This is a genomic window from Flavisolibacter ginsengiterrae DSM 18136, assembly GCF_059568575.1.
This window is the reverse complement of the sequence record NZ_JCANTR010000003.1, coordinates 157,725-179,448: the sequence shown is the minus strand read 5'-3', so window position 1 is coordinate 179,448 and position 21,724 is coordinate 157,725. Positions and strand designations below refer to the sequence as shown.

General features: G+C 37.9%; 15 protein-coding genes. 9 read left to right on the top strand and 6 right to left on the bottom strand.

Annotated elements, in window-relative coordinates:
* Positions 1-70 precede the first annotated feature (70 nt).
* The 5 genes from BP74_RS04560 to BP74_RS04540 form a co-directional block, all read right to left on the bottom strand.
* Complete coding sequence (locus BP74_RS04560; RefSeq protein WP_496371520.1) at positions 71-5,026, bottom strand: PAS domain S-box protein; 4,956 nt, start codon at positions 5,024-5,026, stop codon at positions 71-73.
* 300 nt (positions 5,027-5,326) lie between these two features.
* On the bottom strand, positions 5,327-5,788 hold the full coding sequence (locus BP74_RS04555; protein ID WP_496371518.1) for a DUF983 domain-containing protein: 462 nt from the start codon (positions 5,786-5,788) through the stop codon (positions 5,327-5,329).
* Positions 5,789-5,869: 81 nt separating this feature from the next.
* A complete protein-coding gene (locus BP74_RS04550) occupies positions 5,870-6,673 on the bottom strand; it encodes an MBL fold metallo-hydrolase (protein ID WP_496371516.1) in 804 nt (267 codons plus the stop codon).
* 171 nt (positions 6,674-6,844) lie between these two features.
* Positions 6,845-7,831 (bottom strand): ScyD/ScyE family protein, encoded by a 987-nt coding sequence (locus tag BP74_RS04545; protein ID WP_496371514.1) that lies wholly within the window; start codon positions 7,829-7,831, stop codon positions 6,845-6,847.
* Positions 7,832-8,168: 337 nt separating this feature from the next.
* Positions 8,169-9,005, bottom strand: a complete 837-nt coding sequence (locus BP74_RS04540; RefSeq protein ID WP_496371512.1) for a hypothetical protein — start codon at positions 9,003-9,005, stop codon at positions 8,169-8,171.
* Positions 9,006-9,026: 21 nt separating this feature from the next.
* On the opposite strand from BP74_RS04540, the gene BP74_RS04535 reads away from it, so the two are divergent.
* The 9 genes from BP74_RS04535 (at position 9,027) to ilvA (ending at position 20,260) form a co-directional block, all read left to right on the top strand.
* Positions 9,027-9,620 (top strand): DUF5004 domain-containing protein, encoded by a 594-nt coding sequence (locus BP74_RS04535; protein ID WP_496371510.1) that lies wholly within the window; start codon positions 9,027-9,029, stop codon positions 9,618-9,620.
* 75 nt (positions 9,621-9,695) lie between these two features.
* Positions 9,696-11,189 carry a gluconokinase gene (locus tag BP74_RS04530; RefSeq protein ID WP_496371508.1) on the top strand — a complete coding sequence of 498 codons (1,494 nt, stop codon included), beginning with the start codon at positions 9,696-9,698 and terminating at the stop codon, positions 11,187-11,189.
* A 3-nt stretch (positions 11,190-11,192) separates the two neighbouring features.
* Positions 11,193-12,488 (top strand): gluconate:H+ symporter, encoded by a 1,296-nt coding sequence (locus BP74_RS04525; RefSeq protein WP_496371506.1) that lies wholly within the window; start codon positions 11,193-11,195, stop codon positions 12,486-12,488.
* A 461-nt stretch (positions 12,489-12,949) separates the two neighbouring features.
* Entirely contained in the window at positions 12,950-13,843 is an 894-nt protein-coding gene (locus BP74_RS04520; RefSeq protein WP_496371504.1) for a branched-chain amino acid transaminase, read from the top strand.
* Positions 13,840-15,522: a dihydroxy-acid dehydratase gene (ilvD, locus tag BP74_RS04515; protein ID WP_496371502.1), complete on the top strand. Its 1,683-nt coding sequence runs from the start codon at positions 13,840-13,842 to the stop codon at positions 15,520-15,522. The genes BP74_RS04520 and ilvD overlap by 4 nt, the downstream gene beginning before the upstream one ends.
* Positions 15,470-17,209 carry a biosynthetic-type acetolactate synthase large subunit gene (ilvB, locus tag BP74_RS04510; RefSeq protein ID WP_496371500.1) on the top strand — a complete coding sequence of 580 codons (1,740 nt, stop codon included), beginning with the start codon at positions 15,470-15,472 and terminating at the stop codon, positions 17,207-17,209. Before ilvD ends, ilvB begins: the two co-directional genes overlap by 53 nt.
* 5 nt (positions 17,210-17,214) lie before the next feature.
* A complete protein-coding gene (ilvN, locus tag BP74_RS04505; RefSeq protein ID WP_496371498.1) occupies positions 17,215-17,805 on the top strand; it encodes an acetolactate synthase small subunit in 591 nt (196 codons plus the stop codon).
* 75 nt (positions 17,806-17,880) lie between these two features.
* A complete protein-coding gene (ilvC, locus tag BP74_RS04500) occupies positions 17,881-19,011 on the top strand; it encodes a ketol-acid reductoisomerase (RefSeq protein WP_496371496.1) in 1,131 nt (376 codons plus the stop codon).
* Entirely contained in the window at positions 19,004-20,260 is a 1,257-nt protein-coding gene (ilvA, locus tag BP74_RS04495; RefSeq protein ID WP_496371494.1) for a threonine ammonia-lyase, read from the top strand. The genes ilvC and ilvA overlap by 8 nt, the downstream gene beginning before the upstream one ends.
* A gap of 76 nt (positions 20,261-20,336) precedes the next feature.
* Here the strand turns inward: ilvA and BP74_RS04490 are convergent, their stop codons facing one another.
* On the bottom strand, positions 20,337-21,263 hold the full coding sequence (locus BP74_RS04490) for a hypothetical protein (protein WP_496371492.1): 927 nt from the start codon (positions 21,261-21,263) through the stop codon (positions 20,337-20,339).
* Positions 21,264-21,724: the final 461 nt, after the last annotated feature.

Below are 21,724 nucleotides of genomic sequence, written 5' to 3'. Positions count from 1 at the left end.
ACTAAAGGGCAAATCTAAATAAGCCACCACCAGGTGGCTATAAGCAATTGGCTTTGATGATAGTTGGAAACTAACTGACAGGAAAATAACAACAGAATTCAGAACCTTGGTTTATAACACTATCCGCAGTTATAAATCCATTATGGTTATCCATGATCTTTTTACATATTGCCAGTCCCATACCAGTTCCTTCATATACCTGGGGATCATGCAAACGCTGAAAGACCTGGAAGATCTTTTTAGAATACCTGGGGTCAAAACCTAATCCATTATCCTCAAAAGAAATACAATGATATCGCATATCTGGATATTTCTTTTCGTGTTCAATTTCATCACCCCCTACCTGCTTAGAACCTATTTTGATTAAGATGTTTCGATCAGCTTTATTGAATTTTATCGCATTACTCAATAGATTTTTAAACAAATAATACAATTGATTATCATTTCCTTTAATTATGGGTAATGGATCAGCAAAAATCTCAACTGCATGTTTTGAGATATAATCCTTCATATCACCTGTTACTCTTTCCAGGATGGCATTCAGATCAATGGATTTAAGCGCTTTTTTATCAGCATCGATCTTTGTTAATACAAGAATATCCTCTATCAACATATCCATACGGCGAACGGAATTTGCCATTTTCTTTATATAAGATTTGCCTGTGTCAGAAAGATTAGCCAATTCCCTGTTCAAAAGCCAGTCACTGAAAGTATATAATTTTCTCAATGGCTCTTTCAGATCATGGCTTGCAATAAACGCAAAGGAAGTGATCTCTTCATTTTTTTCTTCCAGTTCCTTGTTCTTTCTCTCCAATGTCATGTTCAATTCACTTAGCTTTTCCTTCTGCAGGAAAGTGTCCGAAACATCATGCATAAGGTTCAATACAGCATAAGTTTGTTTTTTTTCATTTTTTAACGGTATAAAAAAACGTTCATAATATTTATCAGTATATGTGCTCTTATTATTGGGCAGGTGAATGTAATGACCTTCTAAAGCGCGGTTAAAAGCTTTGAATAATTGTTCATCTTTTCTCACCTTTGGAAATAGCTCAAATAGATTTTTACCTATGGCCTCTTTCTTCGAAACACCAGTCAATTCTGCAGACCTGCTATTCCATGCAACAATTGTAAATTGCTGGTCATACAACATAATCCGGTCAACACTTGAGTCAATAATCACTTCAGCATATTGAGTTCGCTCCATCAATTGATTTCTTAGTTCAACTTCCTGGGTTATATCCTGCAGAATACTTAAGATATGCGTTGGTGCTTTATATTGATCTCTTTTGAAGACTTTTGAACGGTCTCTAATCCAGATAGTTTTACCACGGGAAGTTATGAGCCGGTATTCAATGGTCCTTATATCATTGTCTGTAGCATGATGCATATCATTATTGAAAACAACCAGTTTTTCCCTGTCTTCGATATGAACCAGTTTCAATCTTCCGGCATAACCCATTTCTACCATAGCCTCCCTGGAAATGCCTGTCCATTCTGCAAGACAATTATTCAGATGAACTGTTTCCCTGGAGGACACATCGTATATATTGATAGCATCTGGAACAGCCAATGTAGTTTGAAATAAAATATCCTGGCTTTCCTGAATCTTTTCTTCTGCTAACTGAAGTGAAGTTATATCAATGCCAACACCTAATACCTTATAAGTATTGCCAGAAAGATCATTTATTCCAGAGCCCTTAATTTTTAAAGTTTTTGTATTGCCACTTACAGTGACCTGTATCAATTCTTCAAAAGATCCCTTGCCATTTTTTATAAAGTTGATCAACTGTTCAACTTTTGACGTATGCTTACCCTGGACATATTCCAGGTAAATCTCAGGATAGACCTCCTTTGATGGTTCTAATTCAAACAATTGATACATACCCTCTGACCAATGAAACGAACCGGTAGCTAATTCATATTCCCAACTGCCCATGTGTGCCAGTTGTTCAGATTGCTGGAGAATGCGAATATGTTTAAGTAATTCCTGTTCATTATTTTTTCTTTCAGTAATATCTTCCAGGCTGATAACAATACTGTCACCCAATTTCAGGGCTTTGATACAGTGCCACATCCGGGCCCCTTTTCTGAAGAAAAAATATTCCTCGGTAAAGGGAATTCCTGTCACCAGTACGTTTTCAAGCTTATCAAATAAATTAGGTAGTATCTTTTCATTATAAGTTTGCTTAAAACTTTTACCTGTTACATCAGTATCCAGTAAATTTTTGGCCATTTGATTGACCATTACATATTCAAAATCATTGATCTCGCCTACATTATCCCGGATGGTTTTTAGTAACATCAGGCCGTTAGAGGATGTATTGAAAACAGATTCTAAAAGATCATTGGTTTCCTGTATGACCTTTTGGGCTTTTTTAATATTCTCTATTTCATAAAATACGGCCACAACTCCATCTATTGTGGGGGCAATTGAAACATTCAGCCAAATATTCTTTATGGGAGAAATGAATTCATCAATTGTAGATATACCTTCTTCCATTGCCTTTTTCAACGCATGGTGAATAGGAGAATTTACAAATCCAGGATAGAGCTCCAAAATAGATCTACCTAATAAATCCTGCTTTTCCACATTAAAATATTTCAATGCGCCATGGTTGACAAATAAAACCCTATACTCGTCATCCAGTTCTACATAATTTTCATTTAACGCATCAAGTACTTCATTTTCCTTTAAAGCACGTTTTTGCAGTTCAAATTCTTTTAAAAGATCGTGCACCATCCAAAGCACACCAGATACTTCGCCTGATTCATCATGTGTAGGAATGAGGTATGTTTCAAAGTATTCCTTTTTGCTACCAGGTTGTGCAGGAATATGCACGGTCTTACCTTTTAATGCCTCTCTGAATTGTTCATAGGAAGGATCGTTGATAAAGGAAGGAAAGGTTTCAAGAATATTCTTTCCTACTACATCTTCACTTTTTAAGCCATAATACTGCTCTGCTTTTTTATTCCAATAAACATAGTTCATGTTGCTGTCAAGAGCAATGACCCTATCAACTGAAGCATCTAATAAATTACTTATAAAATTAAGCCGTTCATTTAAGTTTTGCCTTAACAACACCTCTTTAGTTACATCATGAATGATGTGCATAATTCCGATGACTTCATCTTGATCATCATTCCATACCGGCAACATGCTTCGGTCAAAATATCCATTTTCCATTATTGACCTTGCGGCAGAAAAGGATAATTTCTCCCCTTTTAATACTTTCTCAAACAGGGCTACCTGGTCTTCTGATCTCAATAATGGAAAAACATCAAAAAAGTTTTTACCAATAGCGGCTTCCTTTTGAATCTTGTATGATAATTCACATTGGTTGTTCCAAATAACAATATTGTTATTCAGATCTGTGACAATAATGCGATCTAATATGTTTTCAGATAAAATGTTGGCCATCTGAACTTGCTTTTGCAATCTTGATTTCAGATCCTGCCCCGACGAAACATCCTGTAAAGCCGCCACCAGTAATGGTTTATCATGAATGTATTGAATGCCAATTTCAGATTTTATGTAATGAACCACACCCCTTTTTATCAATCTGAATTCAACAGAACAATGATTTTTTAGACCCAAGGCCCGCTCCCACTCTGACCGAAACAATTTTTGATCATCAGGATGAATACTATTGATCAATAGCTCAAGATTTAATTCAACAGAATGCGGCTTTATGCCAAGCATAATATAAAAATGTTCACTCCATGAATATGTTCCTGAATGAAGATCAAGAGTGCAGGTTGCTAAACCTGCTATTTCTTCTTCAAATTTTTGAGTATTGGCTAAAACTTCTTCCCGGAAACTAACTTCCGCCAGCCGCTTTTCAAGCATTTTTTGAACAGTCACATCCTGCACTGTAGCTGCAATGATTGGCTCATTCCTGTATGTCAACAATTTGGCTTTTTGAGACAGATAGCGGATTCTTCCATCTGATCTTGTAATTCGAAAATCAATATTTGGAACAAGTTGATCTGAAAGCAGTTTTTTATAGGCCTGGCTTACCATTTCCTGGTCTTCATGGTGGATGTAATTAATAAAACTATTTAATCCAGGAGAAGCAAGGTGTGATTTCAATCCATAGATCCTGTATAAATTATCTGACACTACAACCTTGCGGGTTAGCAGGTTAATCTGCCAGTGACCTATAGATGCATTCAGTTCATCAAAAATTATTTGCTGCCTGTAACCCGTAATCTGATCATTTATTTCATATAATTCCCTTTCCTTTATTTTTAAATCAGTTATTTCCTGGAAAGTACCGCACAATATATTTTGACCTTTTTGGGAATGAGACCAGTTGGTTATATATAAAATATGTTTCTCTCCTTTTGTAGTTTGAATTCGGAATTCAATATGAATGGGACATTGTGACTTGAGTGCTCTATTAATGTATTCCAGCACGATTTCCTTATCATCCGCATGAATGAAATGGTTAAAAGTATTTAGGTGTGCATTTAAACTTTGTGGGGGCAATTCGAAAATGCGGAATACTTGGTCTGAGTACCAGGTTTCATTAGTTGATTGGTTAAAATACCAAATAGCCGTACCAGTATACCGTTCAGTTTTAGTATATAGTTCTCTTAATAATTGAAGACCTTCCTGCTCTTTGATTAAATGCAATGTAGATAAAGATTGCTCTGCTGTCTTCAGCTTTAATTCTTCAATTCCATGGCTGTTGTTCTCAATGGTAAGATTATTTCCTTCTAAAACTTTGACCTCGCCGTAAGTAGTTATTATCCGAAAACATAAATGTTCAACAAACCCTGTTTCATTGTTTAATTTGTTTTGAAGTTCAACAATATCACCGGGAAATATTATACTCTTAGTCCCTTCAAATTCAATGGGTGTCGATAAAATAACATTACTTGCAAATACCTTATTAGTGTTGAGTTCCCAATGCCATTGACCGTCAATAATATAGAAATGGTTATGTATTAAAACGCTGACGCTTCTACCAGAGAACTCATCTGTTCCAAGCTTATCTTCTTCATGGTCCAGGTTAACTTTCAAAACAATATCTTTTGAATGTGACGATGACAAAATCCCAGTAAAAAGGATTAACAATCAAAAGGTCTCTGGATTAATTGATTTTATAGAATAGGACTCGGATGATAATTAAGTTATGGATAACAACAAGTTACAAAATGTTTTCAACAATATATTTAAGGTGAGCTATTAATTATTCACAGAAAGATTGTGGATATCCGGTAAAACTGACTTAACAGGTATACCAGAAAATTGAATTATTCTAATAAATAGTTTACGAGAGGGGTATATTACAATAGTGGTAATTCCTGGTAATTGCAAAAATTACCAATTATGCATGTGTTCTTTATTAGCTCGTTCGGGTTCAATGATATCTCCAGAATCCCATTTTGGACTATATGGAACAAAAAAAGCCAGCCAGATGGTTCTGGAAGCCCTCATCAATGGGGGTTGCAGCCCAATGAGTAAAAAAGCATTTAAGCCCATCCACCAGAAGAAACGATTGTCATGAAAAGAAAACCCAAATATAATCCACCATAGTATAAAGCTGAGCATTGAAATCAATACCGCAAGGGTATAACTTACCATGTTCGTACCGTAATAAAACCCAGGTTCCATATCAAGTGGCTGACCACAAACCTGGCATCGGTCGAACATTTTCATAAATGAGCGAAGGTCATATGGATTCCGGCTTTTGTACATTTTTCCTCTCCTGCAACGGGGGCATTTATTTTGCAAAACTGAAAGAACCAGATTAGGCTTCACTTCTTTTTTAGTAGCACACATACCTTTTGGTTTAGTAGTACAAGCTCAGGAATTGCGTGCAAAGCTATTAAAACCTAAAACAATAAACTGATACAATACTGGTTAATTACCTTTCAATATTTTCAGATACCTGTCTATCGAAAAACTTACTGCCTCTTTTGCATTTTCCCGAATATATAATCCAAAAGCTCCAAAGACAGCATCATACTCAAGATCTTTTATGCTTTCCCTGATTTGCAGAATTGATTTTTCAGGTAATGGTATCATATTGGGATAACTATACATAAATGATACTGTATTTAAATTGGGCGCCACCTGTATGGTATCCCCAGAAAAAAGAGATCCTTTACCGTGGGGTACATATAAAACGGAAGCCCCGGCAAAATGACCGCCGCAACATACAAGCTGGATTCCATCCCATAAAAGTTTGGAATCGCCCTCCCATGATTCTATGTTCTCTGCACGCCTGCCTAACCAGTTCGAATCATTGGAATGGATATAGATTTTGGCATTAAAAGCCTGCCCCCATTCTACTATTGTTGAATAATAATGGGGATGAGAAATGGCAATTGCCTTTACTCCCCCTAAATTTTGAAGGATCTCTATTGTTGAAGCATCAAGGTTAGTAATGCAATCCCACAATATATTTCCTCCGGGTGTTCTTACCAGGTGTGCTCTCTGATTAATGGCGAATGAAGGTGTGGTATAGATTGCATAAACATCCGGCCTTATTTTGTCTATAATATTTTTATGATTACGGTTTATTTGTGTTAAGGTCGTCCAGCTCTGACCTCCAGGTCCTATATATTGTCTGTCATCATTGCAAATGGGACAAAATATGGGTGGTTCTTCTGATGCCTCATACTGAACACCACATGTTGTACATATAAAATTAGATATAGACATATTTCTTTTTAAGACAAAAATACCTTTACTAGATTCTATAGATTCTGTTAGTTGAATGAATTTGATGAGATTCTTAAGCCAATTGTAATTTTGATATTTATTAAAGACAAAAAAATAAAAGAGCTGGAAATATATTAATATTCCCAGCTCTGAATATTGAACTAAGGCAGACTACAGATCAATTTTAATTACCTGACCTCCTCCAATTGCAACTGGACTAAAACCCCAGTTGGAGACATACAGGTTTCCATCTGGCCCCATTGTCATGCCAGTTGGTAAATTTAAACCTGTAACAATAGTTTCTTTCTTGCCTGAAGGATCAATTCTAACCACCTGTCCTAAGCCTGGTGTGGGAAAACCTGAAGGAGAACCTACCGTATTTTCCAAAACATACATTCGGTCTCTCTTATCAATCACCAATCCCAGCACAGTTGTAAGTCCTGTAGCCCAAATTTTGACTTCTCCACCCGGATTGACCTTATAAATATTGGAACTTCCATCCACGATCGGGAAAGGATGAAGATTGCCAATAAAGAAGTTCCCTTTATAAGCTAATGCTGTAGGAACCACATGACCCTGTGTTGCTGATATGTCAGCCACCCTTGTAATTGTTCCGCCTGTTGTAACCTTTAGAAAGTCTCCATGATTAGGTTCAACGACATAAAAATCACCCCTGACAACTTCCATACTGTAGGGAGTTCCATCAGGTTCAAAATCTTCTTCTTCAGGGTGAGCTACCGGGTGAGCCATTAACCAGCTACTAATATCAGCTATCATTGTCCATGTCCCATCACTATTTCTTCTTACAATACCATTAGGCATTGAAGTTACTCCGTGAGAGCACCCGGCACCGGCAATCAGTGCGTACAATGTATTCCCTATAAAAGTCACATCTGAAACCCCTTCGACATCACCGCCGATGATCTCATTAGCTGAACTGGAAGGCATAGAAACACCTGCTCCGGTTGGGCTACCGAGATAAGGACCAACCGGAAATGGAACCTGCTCGCAGGAACCAACAGTTGAATTAACACCACCGGTTCCCCCTTCTGCAACATATAAATTGCCATCAGGTCCAAATTCCAGACCCCTGGGGTTACTAAGTCCCGTAGCATAAATATGCGTATTAGCAGGTAACGTAGTCCCTGGTTTTTTCATTAAAGAACTTTTACGAAGGGATACAGCATTTTCTTTGGATGATACGGCAGTTGATGATTCCTGCTTTTGACAAGACACAACAAACAGAGCTAATGCAAGAAAGGCTCCTAAGCATTTTGAAGATTTTGACATAATTTCCTCCTTATAGTTTTGATGATATAAGCTTAAATTGAACAAACTACCCATGAACAAGTAAAGGGAATAGTTTATACAGTAAAGTAAACGGACACCATCTTCGAAAGGATAGAATAAGGGAGGATAAACAGGTATTCGAGGAAATCTGGAATGCTTAATAAAGCTACTATATTTTTATACAGAAAAACAATACATGATTGTTCTAAAAGTGAAGATGAGTTTCAAGCTCATTCTTCCACAAAATGAAGCCTTTGGCTGGATGCTTATACTGATGTACTATCCGGATAAAATCATTTGAAGAAGACTGCTGGTAAGCCTGTTTTCCCTGTGTTTTAATTAACGAAAGCTGACCTGGCAAATTGGTCAGTGTATGCTTTAAGGTTTGAGTATTTTTTTGAAGCGGCCAAACATAGGTAGCTTCCTCAGTATCCAGTGTTTCCCATACAAGAAAATACCTGGAAATGCCTTCCAATAAGAATAAAAACGAAAATGGCTTAATAATAAAGCGTAATCTCATTAAATGGTGCATGTGCTTATCGGAAAGATACCGGATATGGTAATAATGCCTGCTTTGAGAAATGGTTAAAATGTCGTCTAATAATTCCTGTTCTTTATTATATAAAACAGGAAAGCTGAGGTCTTCGCCATTCAATCCATCAAAAAATTGTTCCATAGTCATGATAGAAGTATGCGAATGGAGAATAATTCTTCTGGAAATGATTTGCCTGGTCCATTCGAGTTTGATAGAACTTAATATTGTTTCATCAATACTTTCTATTTGAGGTGAATGAGCTTCAATTATATAATTGCCATGATCAAGATTTGTGATCAAGGCTGATACATCGATTTTCTTTGATTTAAAGATATTTATAAAATAGTCTTTAATGGCGTCAAATTCTTCCCTGATATTATAATTTATGATTGTGAATTCTAACCGCTTGTTAATGGAATGGACAAAATGTTTAAAGCTAACACCACCATAATGAAAGCGAATATCTTTTATATAAAATTGGAAGTCGTGCTGTATTTCTTCAACCATTGACCTAATTCCTGTTTTTCAATGTTCAAATATAATTTGAAGTGTGCTATCGGACAACTACCTGGCAATCAATATAAAATAGTTTTAAAAGATTCCAAACAACTGGATTTTAATATGCAATATTTAATTTTTAATTTAACGGTGAATATGAAACCCTGGTCATCATTATTGCTTGTAGCTTTTACCTCACTTTTTATAAATATTTCCTGCTACAAAATTGAAACTGAAGCAAATTCTTTGCCCCAGGGTTTTTCCGTTTCGCAAATTATAGGCACCTGGAAAATAACTGGTATAAGTTCAGACAAAGCTTACGATTGGGATGGCAATGGTTCCACGGAAAGTGATATTTATAGCACCTGGAATCAATGCAAAAAAGATAACCTTTACCAATTTAACAGCAATTATTCTGGTGTTTATAAAATGGATTGCAGTTCTACAAAGGATGGAACCTGGTATTTAAATGGTACCACCATTTTAGCCTGGGCGCCTATTGGATCTTCTCTTGAATTTGAAAAAATAGTTTACCTGACAACGGATACCATGAAAACACAAACACAGGTAACCAACCCAAACGGACAGATATATACAATAATAAAAGTTTGGAAACTTCAATAATCCGGCTTGTCAACAATCCTGCATAATTAGTTGCTGATTATACGTATTTTCCTGCTTCTATTCAGGTGATTTTTTATGAATGGCTATATAATTGGGATTGATATTGGTACTGGAAGTACTAAAGCTGTGGCTTTAGATACTAACGGAAAGGTCATCGGAAGTACACAACAATCCTATCTACTCATTCAGAGTGTTGACTCTAAGGAAGAACAAGATCCGGATATTTTACTAAACGCTTGTTTTTCCTGTATAAAGAACCTGATTTTGCAATTGAAGCAACTTCCCATGTGTGTTTCCCTAAGCAGTGCCATGCATGGTATTATGGCAGTAGATAAAGATGGGCAACCCATTACAAATTTAATTGTATGGTCAGACAATCGTAGCAGCGAGATAGCTCAAAAATTACGAAATGATAAGACTGGCCAATCCATTTACCTGTCAACGGGAACTCCGATTCATGCCATGTCACCTCTTTGCAAGATTATCTGGTGGCGAGAAAATGATGCCGAAATCTTTACAAAAGCCCATAAGTATATTTCGATCAAAGAATACTTATGGTATCGTTTTTTTAACGAATACATTATTGATCATTCCATCGCTTCTGCTACCGGTTTATTTAATATAGATACGCTAGACTGGAATCCAGATTCTTTGCAGATATCGCATATATCTGCCAAACAATTATCAACACCTGTACCCACTAACCATTGCAAACAAGGCATATCAAAAGAAGCCTGTCAACTTACAGGACTTACCGATTCGATCCCGGTTTGTATTGGTGCCAGTGATGGATGCCTGGCGAATCTTGGCAGTAATGCACTAAAAACTGGCATAGCTGCGATCACCATAGGAACTAGCGGGGCTGTGCGAATTGCATCCAAAATACCCATTAGGAATATCAGGTCCATGATCTTCAATTATATCCTTGATAGCCAATATTTCATATGCGGTGGCCCCATCAACAATGGGGGGAATATAATGGAATGGCTGATACGAAATTTCCTGGACATTGAAGACAAGAATGTTGACCCTTATTCCAGGATTTTTGATATGATACAACAAATTCCAGCAGGCAGTGAAGGTCTTATTTTCCTTCCTTACATTTTTGCTGAGCGAGCCCCTATTTGGGATGAAGAATCAACGGGGGTTTTTATGGGAATAAGAAACATTCATACTAAAGCACATTTTATTCGAGCCATTATAGAAGGAATTTGTTATGCTTTAAAAAATGTTTTAGAATCAATTGAAATTGCAACATGTGAAGTAAATGAAATTCATGCCAGCGGAGGATTTATTAAATCTGAAGGATGGATGCAACTACTGGCTGATGTTACCGGCAAAACAATTGTTATCATCGAAACTGATGATGCATCGGCGATTGGTGCTGCAATTATGGCCTTTAAGTCATTGGGAATAATAGAAGATTTCAATGAAACAAAACGTAAAAGCAGGGTGCTTAGACCGAATAAAGGATATATTGATAAATATTCCAAATACTATAAAGTTTACAAAACAATATATCCTAACCTTCAGGAATCCATGCATTTACTTTATGAAACTATAAACTAACTGATGGCCATAATAATTGTATTGACAGGAATTCTTCTTTTGATCGCATTGATTCTTCTAAAGGTCAACCCCATGTTGGCATTATTAGTTGTATCCCTAATAACAGGTTTATTGCTTCAAATGCCCTTAAATAAGGTAATAGTTTCAATCAATAATGGAATAGGCAATACACTTGGCGGTACTGTAATGATACTGGCCCTGGGTGCTATGCTTGGCAAGCTTGCAGAAGAAAGTGGTGCGGGACAAAAACTAGTATTGGCATTGGTAAAATTATTTGGACGAAAATATATTTCCTGGGCTGTTTTGTTGACCGGGTTGGTTGCAGGAATTCCCTTATTTTATAATGCTGGTTTTGTTATATTGATACCCCTGGTTTTTGCTATAGCTTCAACCCTAAACTATCCCTTATTAATGCTGGGTATCCCAATGGCGGCCGCATTATCTATAACCCATGGTTTTTTACCTCCCCATCCAGGCCCAGTGACACTTGCTACGATATTTCATGCTAATGTTGGTCAAACATTATTATATGGATTGCTTATTTCTATTCCCAGTGCGGTGATCGCCGGTATAATATTTCCAAAGATTATCAAAGCTGGTAAGATCAAAGCTCAACCCAATATTCAATATAGTTTGAAAGAAACCAGCGGCTTGCCCTCTTTGAGCAAGAGTATATTTATACTATTGGCTCCTGTGCTTTTTATAAGTCTTGGAACCCTGGGAGTTTTGTGTACATCTAATTCTATGACATTAAAGATCCTTGGTTTTATCCAGGAGCCTACTATCGCTCTATTGCTTTCGCTGGGTCTAACATTTATCTTATTAAAATGGGAGATAAACCGTTTTATGAATTCAGCAGTTGATGGAGTTAAAGCTATCACCATGATACTTTTAATAATAGCTGCAGGAGGTGCTTTTAAACAAATTTTACTGGATAGTAATATTGGGATAATACTGAAGAATTATACCGATTCAATGCAATTGTCACCCCTGTTCCTGGGTTGGCTGATCGCTGCACTATTTCGCATCACTATTGGATCTGCTACCGTGGCCGCCCTGAGTGCATCTGGAATTGTAGCACCTTTTGTTACGGGAGGCATTTCTGCAGAACTTATGGTTTTATCTGTAGGGGCAGGCAGCTTAATGTGTTCACATGTTAACGATACGGGATTCTGGATGTTCAAGGAATATTTTGGGCTAAGTTTAAAAGATACATTTCGCACCTGGACCCTTATGGAAAGCCTCATCTCAATACTGGGCCTGCTCTTTATTTTAGGTTTACAAGCTTTTATGGGTTAAGCCGAAAGACCCAAAATCTTCTCATGACTTCTTCTCAAATTCCTTGGTTGCCGTAATCAGTAATCAACAAAATCCGCTTCTGGCAAGCATTACAGGAGCCAACACCTTCATTTGTATTGTGGAAATGGGTTAAAAATTGGCTTAAAAGCCATAAATGTGTTTTTTAACTTTCCAATTCTACGATTTGCACCGCTATAAATCAGAATGCCAAACCGGTTTATAAAAACAAGCTTTTTGGTACAGTTCTTTAAAAAAAGGGGTGTATATTAGTAGTATACATCCTTTATGATAATAAAAGGCACATATAATTTAACTACAACTATAAATAATATTATAGTCGTGGTCATTATTATTTCTGCTACGCATGGAGGTGGATTTTATTTGTAATTAAATAACTAAAAATAAAAAACCCGCCTCTTTACTGAGGCGGGTTTTTTTATGCAGAAAATCGTAATCATAATATGTATTACAACGAAAACACTATAGTTTATTATAATGGCTCTTTTATAAAGGCATCGGAAGCAAGGGGAAATGTTTATGATCAAACATTGCATTATGGATATGGGGTGTTTGAAGGCATCCGGTCGTATGCAACAGAAAATGGAGTGCAAATTTTCAAGGCCAAAGAGCATTTCGAAAGAATGGAATATTCATGCGAAGTCATGCGTATCCCCTATCCATATAATAATGAAGAACTGATTGACATTTCTTACGAGGTCCTGAAACAAAATAACCTGCAAGATGCTTACCTGCGTCCTCTTGTTAGTTGTACTCCCAATATGTCTTTAACAAAAGCCAAAGGGTCACATTTACTCATAGCTGCATGGGAATGGGGAGCTTACCTGGGTGAGAAATTATTACGTTTAAAAACCTCTTCCTACAGGAGGATCACTCCTGCAAGCTTCATGGTAGCTGCAAAAGTTTGCGGTCACTATGTAAATTCTATTTTGGCTACACAGGAAGCAAAAGACCTGGGATTTGATGAAGCCCTTTTATTAGATATAGATGGGTTTGTTGCAGAGGGTCCGGGGGCCAATATATTTTTAGAACAGGATAATGTTTTATATACACCTCAGTTAGGGAGTATTCTCCCAGGAATAACCCGTTCTACAGTTTTAGAAATTTGTAATGAGCTTGGAATAACTGCAATTGAAAAACAAATCAAGCCAGAAGAATTCAAAGGTGCTGATAGTGCTTTTTTCTGTGGTACCGCTGCAGAAGTAATAGGCATTGAATCATTGGATTCTATCCCTTTTAAAAAAGACTGGAAAGACAGTTTAGGAATTAAAATTCAGAAAGCATATAAAGACCTGGTATTAGCTAAAAATTTTAAACAGGAAGAAGTTTCAGCATGACAGAATTAAACAAGTATAGCAAGGTATTGACACAGGACGAAACGCAACCGGCAGCCCAAGCTATGCTGTATGGTATCGGCCTGACAGAAGATGATCTTAATAAAGCACAGGTAGGCATAGTTAGCATGGGATATGATGGAAATACCTGCAATATGCACCTTAATGACCTTGCCAAGGTCATTAAGGAAAGTGTTTGGGATAACGAGCTTGTAGGATTGATATTTAATACCATTGGGGTTAGCGATGGGATGAGCAATGGAACAGATGGCATGAGGTATTCTCTGGTGAGCAGGGATATTATCGCAGATTCCATTGAGGCCGTCTGCGGCGCACAGTATTATGATGCAGTAATTGCAGTGCCGGGATGTGATAAAAACATGCCTGGAAGCATCATTGCCATGGGTCGCCTGAACAGGCCTGCAATCATGGTATATGGCGGAACGATTGCACCTGGTCATTATAATGGCCAGGACCTGAATATTGTTTCTGCTTTCGAAGCCCTGGGGCAAAAAATAGCGGGAACTATAACAGAACATGATTTCAAATGCGTGATCAAAGCTTCATGCCCTGGAGCCGGAGCATGCGGAGGTATGTATACAGCCAATACAATGGCAGCTGCTATTGAAGCACTTGGCATGAGCCTTCCATTTTCTTCCTCCAATCCAGCTACCAGCGAAGAAAAAAGAAATGAATGTATCGAGGCAGGCAAAGCCATAAGAAACTTGCTCGAAAAAGACATCAAGCCCAAGGATATAATGACCTTCGAGGCATTTGAAAATGCCATAACGACTGTGATAGCACTAGGGGGTTCTACTAATGCTGTTTTGCATTTGATAGCCATGGCTAAAAGTGTGGATGTGGCTTTAAGCCAGGATGATTTTCAAAGAATAAGCAACAAAGTGCCGGTATTAGCGGACTTTAAACCCAGTGGGAAATACCTGATGCAGGATCTTCATCAGCATGGTGGCATTCCTTCAGTAATGAAATATCTACTGGAAGTAGGATTTCTACATGGTAATTGTTTAACTGTAACAGGAAAGACCGTTGCAGAAAATTTATCAGGGATTGCCAACCTGGATTTTGATGCGCAAAAGATTATTCATCCTACCAGTAGCCCTATCAAGGCCACAGGCCATTTACAGATATTATATGGCAATCTTGCAGAAGGAGGCAGCGTTGCCAAAATAAGCGGAAAAGAAGGTGTAATGTTTGAAGGCCCGGCAAGAGTATTTGATGGAGAATTCGAATTGATCAAAGGCATCAATTCAGGAAAAATACAGCCTGGGGATGTTGTTGTTATCCGGTATGTTGGGCCGAAAGGTGGACCAGGTATGCCGGAGATGCTGAAACCTACATCTGCTATTATAGGTGCTGGATTAGGAAAGTCGGTGGCACTTATTACTGATGGCCGGTTCAGCGGAGGAACGCATGGATTTGTGGTAGGGCATATTACTCCAGAAGCATATGACGGAGGAACAATTGCTTTAGTTAAAGATGATGACAGGATAGTTATTGATGTGGCAACCAATACCATTAACCTTGCTATTGCGGAAAGTGAGATCGCACAAAGGAAATCTGAATGGAAACAACCAGCATTAAAAGCACAAAAAGGAATTCTTTATAAATATGCCAAACACGTTACAACAGCAGCAGAAGGATGTGTTACTGACGGAAACTGAGGAAATCAGTGGTTCAGAAGCAGTTCTTAAAGCCTTTATAGAGGAAGGCGTAGATACTATTTTTGGTTATCCCGGCGGAGCCATCATGCCCATCTACGATGCCTTATTTGACTTTGAAAATAAGTTGAAACATATTTTGGTAAGACATGAGCAGGGATCAATTCACGCAGCGCAGGGATATGCCAGGACATCAGGCAAAACAGGTGTAGTTTTCGCCACCAGCGGTCCCGGAGCCACAAACCTTGTTACAGGCCTGGCAGATGCCCAGATAGATAGTACACCGATTGTGTGTATAACAGGACAAGTTTTTGCACATTTATTGGGTACTGATGCATTCCAGGAAACAGATATTATCAACATAACTACCCCGGTAACGAAATGGAACTACCAGGTAACTGATGCGGCAGAGATACCTGCGGTTTTAGCAAAAGCATTTTTCATAGCCGGGAGTGGACGCCCCGGCCCTGTGTTGATAGACATTACAAAAAATGCTCAAATACAAAAATTTCAATTTAATGGTTATCAAAAATGCAATTTCATAAGAAGTTACCGTCCAAAGCCCCTGGTGAGAAAAGAATTTATTGAGGAAGCTGCTTCAATTATCAACTCAGCAAAAAAGCCATTTGTCATTTTTGGCCAGGGAGTGATACTTGGAAAGGCTGAGAAAGAATTTAAAGCTTTTATTGAAAAAACCGGGATACCCACTGCCTGGACCATAATGGGATTAAGTGCTTTGCCATCAGATCATCCCTTAGGCGTTGGAATGCTGGGAATGCATGGCAACTACGCTCCCAACGTTTTGACGAATGAGTGTGATGTTTTAATTGCCGTAGGCATGAGATTCGACGACCGTGTAACCGGAAGACTGGATAAGTATGCCAAACAAGCCAAAGTAATACACCTGGATATTGATCCGGCTGAGATAGATAAAAATGTAAAGACAACAGTTGCGGTGTGGGGAGATTGCAAGGAAACTTTACCCTTGCTTACAGAATTGACAGAGCATAAGATGTATCCTCAATGGTTGCAACGGTTCAAAGAATTGGAACAGGATGAAATAGATACATGTATCTATGATGAACTACACCCAACTTCTGAACAAATGACAATGGGTGAAGTGGTAGATACATTAAATGAATTAACAGCGGGACAGGCAATTATCGTTACGGATGTGGGTCAGCATCAAATGGTAGCTTGCCGTTACGCAAAGTTCAATGAAAGCAAAAGCAACATTACTTCAGGAGGACTGGGAACAATGGGATTTGCCTTGCCTGCTGCTATTGGTGCTAAATTGGGAGCACCTCGTAGAACTGTAGTTGCGATCATTGGTGATGGTGGTTTTCAAATGACCATCCAGGAATTAGGTACCATCATGCAATGTAACATTGATGTAAAGCTCCTGATCTTAAATAACCAATTTTTAGGAATGGTTCGCCAATGGCAGGAATTATTTCACAGCAAGCGGTACTCTTTTGTAAATATTCAAAGCCCGGATTTTGTCCAGGTAGCGAAGGGGTATCGCATTGAAGGAAAATCAATCTCTAAAAGAGAAGATTTAAAACAATCACTTACTGAAATGCTTGAGCATAAAGGAAGTTTTCTCCTGGAAGTAATGGTAGGAAAAGAAAACAATGTATTTCCAATGGTTGAAGCTGGCAGCAGCGTTTCTGATATACGTTTAAAATAAGAACAATGGCTAAAGAAGAATATACAATAACTGTATACACTGAAAACCAGATTGGTTTATTAAACCGCATCGCCATAATATTTTCGCGACGCAAGATCAATGTGGAAAGCCTGAATACTTCCCCTTCAGAAGTTGAAGGTATCCATAGGTTTACGATTGTTATTCATGAAACGGAAGAAATTGTAAGAAAGCTGGTCCGGCAGATAGAAAAACAAGTGGAGGTATTAAAAGCCTATTATAATACAAGTGATGAAATTGTATGGCAGGAACTGGCATTATATAAGGTACCCACGAGCGAGATCACCGAAAAAGTAAAAGTTGAACGTTTGCTTCGCCAATACGGTGCAAAGGCAGTTGTGATCAGGAAGGATTATACGGTTTTTGAAACAACAGGTCATAGAGAAGAAACGGATGGATTGGTGAAAGTGCTGGAGCCCTACGGATTGATAGAATTTGTACGCAGTGCCAGGGTGGCGATCATAAAAGCCAGCAGTGGTTTCCATGAGAAGTTGAAAGAATTTGAATCAATGGCTGAAGGGCCAGAACTAGTTGAAAATGAATTCCTGGCACACCAGGAAGAAGTATTTGATGTATAACTGGTAATACTTTAAGCTCATTTATAAGTATCATTTAATAGCTAAAAACTAACAAACACTTTAAAACGTATAACAATGGCAAAATTAAATTTTGGGGGTGTCGTAGAAAATGTTGTAACAAGAGAGGAATTCCCTCTTTCAAAGGCTAGGCAGGTATTGAGCAGTGAAACCGTTGCTGTTATTGGCTACGGGGTTCAAGGCCCTGGCCAGGCGCTGAACCAAAAAGATAACGGAATCAATGTGATCGTTGGTCAGCGACGCAATTCCAAATCCTGGGATAAAGCAGTCAAAGATGGTTTTGTTCCCGGCGAAACTTTGTTTGATATAGAAGAAGCCTTGCAGAAAGGAACCATTATATGTTATTTGTTAAGTGATGCCGCCCAAATTCAATTATGGCCAACGGTTAAAAAACATTTAACTCCTGGAAAGGCGCTTTATTTTTCACACGGCTTTGGTATTACCTATAATGAGCAAACAGGAATTATTCCTCCGCCTGATGTTGATGTTTTTTTAGTCGCTCCAAAAGGTTCCGGCACATCTTTAAGAAGAATGTTCTTACAGGGCAGGGGTTTAAATAGTAGTTATGCCATTTTCCAGGATGCCACAGGACGTGCTTTTGAAAGAGTAATAGCCCTGGGCATTGCAGTTGGAAGTGGGTATTTGTTTGAAACAGATTTCCGTAAAGAAGTATACAGCGACCTGACAGGAGAGCGTGGAACTTTAATGGGAGCTATCCAGGGAATTTTTGCTGCCCAATACGAAGTATTGCGTTCTAAAGGCCACTCTCCTTCTGAAGCATTCAATGAAACGGTAGAAGAACTTACACAATCATTAATGCCACTGGTTGCAGAAAACGGTATGGACTGGATGTATGCCAATTGTTCTACAACAGCCCAACGGGGTGCACTGGATTGGTGGAAAAGATTTCGTGATGCAACCTTGCCTGTATTTAATGAACTATATGAAAGCGTAGCCACAGGAAAAGAAGCTGCCAAATCAATTGAAAGTAACAGCAAAACGGATTACCGGGAAAAACTTGAAGAAGAATTAAAAGAATTGCGGGAAAGCGAGATTTGGCAAGCTGGGAAAACGGTAAGAAGCCTCAGGCCTGAAAACCAGGAGCCAGTTGCTCCGGGCAGTGCAGGCGATAATTTTGAAAAAAAATTGCAAAAAGTAAAATTCTCATCTCCATTATATCGTGATTGAAACTAAAACAACAAAAGCAAATTTCGACTTTAAAGAAGCTTCAGAAAGATTAAAGCCAGTCGTTGTCAAAACACCCCTGGCTTTTAGTCGAAGCCTTTCTAAAAAGTACGGAGCAAACATTTACCTTAAAAGAGAAGATCTTCAAATTGTAAGGTCTTATAAGCTTAGGGGTGCCTATAATATGTTAAGCACATTGCCACAAGATCAGCTTGAAAAAGGTGTTGTTTGTGCCAGTGCAGGAAATCATGCACAAGGTTTTGCGTACAGTTGTAAAAAATTGGGTGTAAAAGGTGTGGTATTTATGCCTATAATTACGCCATTACAAAAAGTTCAACAAACAAGGTTTTTTGGTGAGAGTTATATTGATATCAAATTAGTCGGTGATACTTTCGATGATTGTGCCACAGCGGCCAAAGCTTTTACAGAAGCACATGGATTAACTTTTATTCCTCCCTTTGATGATTATAAGATCATCGAAGGGCAGGGAACTGTAGGAGTTGAAATTTTGGATGAATTGGCAGATATAGAATACTTATTTGTGCCTGTTGGAGGTGGTGGGTTATGTTCCGGTGTGGGAAGTTATTTTAAAACATTTTCCCCCGGCACAAAACTTATCGGTGTTGAACCTGAAGGTGCACCATCTATGAAACAGGCTTTGGAAAACGGCTTTCCCGTTACCTTGGAAAATATAGACAGATTTGTTGATGGCGCAGCAGTGAAACGGGTAGGCACCATAACCTTTGCTATCTGCAAAGAAGTTTTACATACAATGCATACTGTGGCCGAAGGAAAGGTATGTTCTACAATCCTAAAATTATATAATGAAGACGCCATTGTGGTAGAACCCGCAGGAGCTTTATCAATTGCTGCCCTGGATGATTTTGCAGGTGAAATCAAGGGTAAGAACGTGGTTTGCATTATCAGCGGAAGCAATAATGATATTGACAGGATGCAGGAAATCAAGGAGCGTTCCCTGCAATATGAAGGACTAAAACATTATTTTTTGATTCGTTTTGCACAGAGGCCTGGCGCTTTAAAAGAGTTCGTAAATTTTGTGTTAGGGCCTAATGATGATATCACCCGTTTTGAATATATGCAAAAACACAACAAAGAAACAGGGCCCGCCCTGGTTGGTATTGAATTACAATCAAGAGCAGATTACGATTGCCTCCTGAATAATTTAACTAAGTTTCATATCAATTTCACAGAACTGAATAAAGATGATAATCTCTTCGGATATATAGTTTAGGCAGAAAATGTTTATAATTGAAATGCCCGGAATTATCCGGGCATTGTCTTATTAATACTAATTATATTTCTTTTAATTACTGGTCCTTCTTTTGTACTTCGCCATTCTTAATTTTTGTTTTATATACCTTTCCATCAGGTGTTTTTGTTTTAACCTTAATAGTCTCACCATTATTCATACCTGAACCGGTAACTGTGCTATCAGAGGTAACTGAAACATTACCTGATGATATTGTATTTCCTGAAGAATTCATATTCTCACTATTGTTACTCATGGAAGAAGTAGAGTCAATAGTGGATTTATTTGCTGTTGAATCTTTAGTGGTACTGCTATTCATATTTGCGCTTTGTACATTTGGATTTGTACTCGTATTTACATCTGCACTTGTTTCAGAACGAAATGGGTCCATGATCGAACTTCCATCATCACCAATCCATTGTGTTTTCACCTGGCCATTTTCCAAGGTCCTTATTTGATATATATTATGATGAGCGCTGTCACCTTTTAAGGTAGTAACATCATAAACCATTGGGCCAAACATGGTAGTTACCTTGTTCATAATATCATCGGGAACATAAGTTTGAGTTACAGGCATTGAAACACTATAAGTATTACCCCTGTCATCATAATAGATATGTGAATATCTACCATTATTTAAATAAGTACCCTGATACCAATCTCCGGATTTAGTCCAGGTTATATTATTAGCTGTTGGGTAATCCTTTTGGAGGTTCATTTGTGCCCGATAAGGGATATTTACTGATGTGGCACCATATGCATTATATGCATTATTACTTGACATTGAACTGTTATTGTTTGAAGAATCAACTGGATTAGTAGTCACCTGGGTTTGAGTACCATTATTCATATTGGCACTATTCATAGTCCTGGAGGAATCATATGTATTTGTTGGAGTCCGGGTTGAAGTATCCCGGGTTTCGTTCTGTGCAAATACCATATAACTACCGCCAATCAAAATCAAGGAAAGAATCGTCTTTTTCATAAATTGCTTTTTTTAAGGTTAGCACTAATAAGAACGATTCTCCAAATACAACTTTGATGCCCACTAATGGTTGATACTCTTCTGTATATAAAAGAATTTTTTTAATAATCAGCAGAGTTCGCCACAGATTATTATTTTAAACCGCACATAATTTGACAAAAAGGCTGGTAAATAAAAATCCCCTCAAATGAGGGGATAAATATGTTAGGCGTTTAGGTTTAAAAAATACGTTTTTTCATTGGACGGACGCCTATACGGTTTTCAAAGGATTGGAAGGATTCAATAGGATCGGATTTCAAACGGGCTTTTCGAATTGGATATTGGTTTTTAAGGTTCCCAACAAGTTGGGTAATTTTTCAGGATCTGGATTTTTAATTGGTTTTCTTAGGATGGATAACTTTCGCTATCTGATACAAAAGTAACCTGCAAAAGCAACCTGTACAATTGCAAATTCACCCTAA

What these genes read in the sequence shown, in the direction of transcription:
- BP74_RS04555 (WP_496371518.1), bottom strand. Translation starts at nt 5,788, where the DNA reads ATGTGTGCTACTAAAAAAGAAGTGAAGCCTAATCTGGTTCTTTCAGTT.
- BP74_RS04550 (WP_496371516.1), bottom strand. Translation starts at nt 6,673, where the DNA reads ATGTCTATATCTAATTTTATATGTACAACATGTGGTGTTCAGTATGAG.
- BP74_RS04545 (WP_496371514.1), bottom strand. Translation starts at nt 7,831, where the DNA reads ATGAAAAAACCAGGGACTACGTTACCTGCTAATACGCATATTTATGCT.
- BP74_RS04540 (WP_496371512.1), bottom strand. Translation starts at nt 9,005, where the DNA reads ATGGTTGAAGAAATACAGCACGACTTCCAATTTTATATAAAAGATATT.
- BP74_RS04535 (WP_496371510.1), top strand. Translation starts at nt 9,027, where the DNA reads ATGTTCAAATATAATTTGAAGTGTGCTATCGGACAACTACCTGGCAAT.
- BP74_RS04530 (WP_496371508.1), top strand. Translation starts at nt 9,696, where the DNA reads ATGAATGGCTATATAATTGGGATTGATATTGGTACTGGAAGTACTAAA.
- BP74_RS04525 (WP_496371506.1), top strand. Translation starts at nt 11,193, where the DNA reads ATGGCCATAATAATTGTATTGACAGGAATTCTTCTTTTGATCGCATTG.
- BP74_RS04520 (WP_496371504.1), top strand. Translation starts at nt 12,950, where the DNA reads ATGTATTACAACGAAAACACTATAGTTTATTATAATGGCTCTTTTATA.
- ilvD (WP_496371502.1), top strand. Translation starts at nt 13,840, where the DNA reads ATGACAGAATTAAACAAGTATAGCAAGGTATTGACACAGGACGAAACG.
- ilvB (WP_496371500.1), top strand. Translation starts at nt 15,470, where the DNA reads ATGCCAAACACGTTACAACAGCAGCAGAAGGATGTGTTACTGACGGAA.
- ilvN (WP_496371498.1), top strand. Translation starts at nt 17,215, where the DNA reads ATGGCTAAAGAAGAATATACAATAACTGTATACACTGAAAACCAGATT.
- ilvC (WP_496371496.1), top strand. Translation starts at nt 17,881, where the DNA reads ATGGCAAAATTAAATTTTGGGGGTGTCGTAGAAAATGTTGTAACAAGA.
- BP74_RS04490 (WP_496371492.1), bottom strand. Translation starts at nt 21,263, where the DNA reads ATGAAAAAGACGATTCTTTCCTTGATTTTGATTGGCGGTAGTTATATG.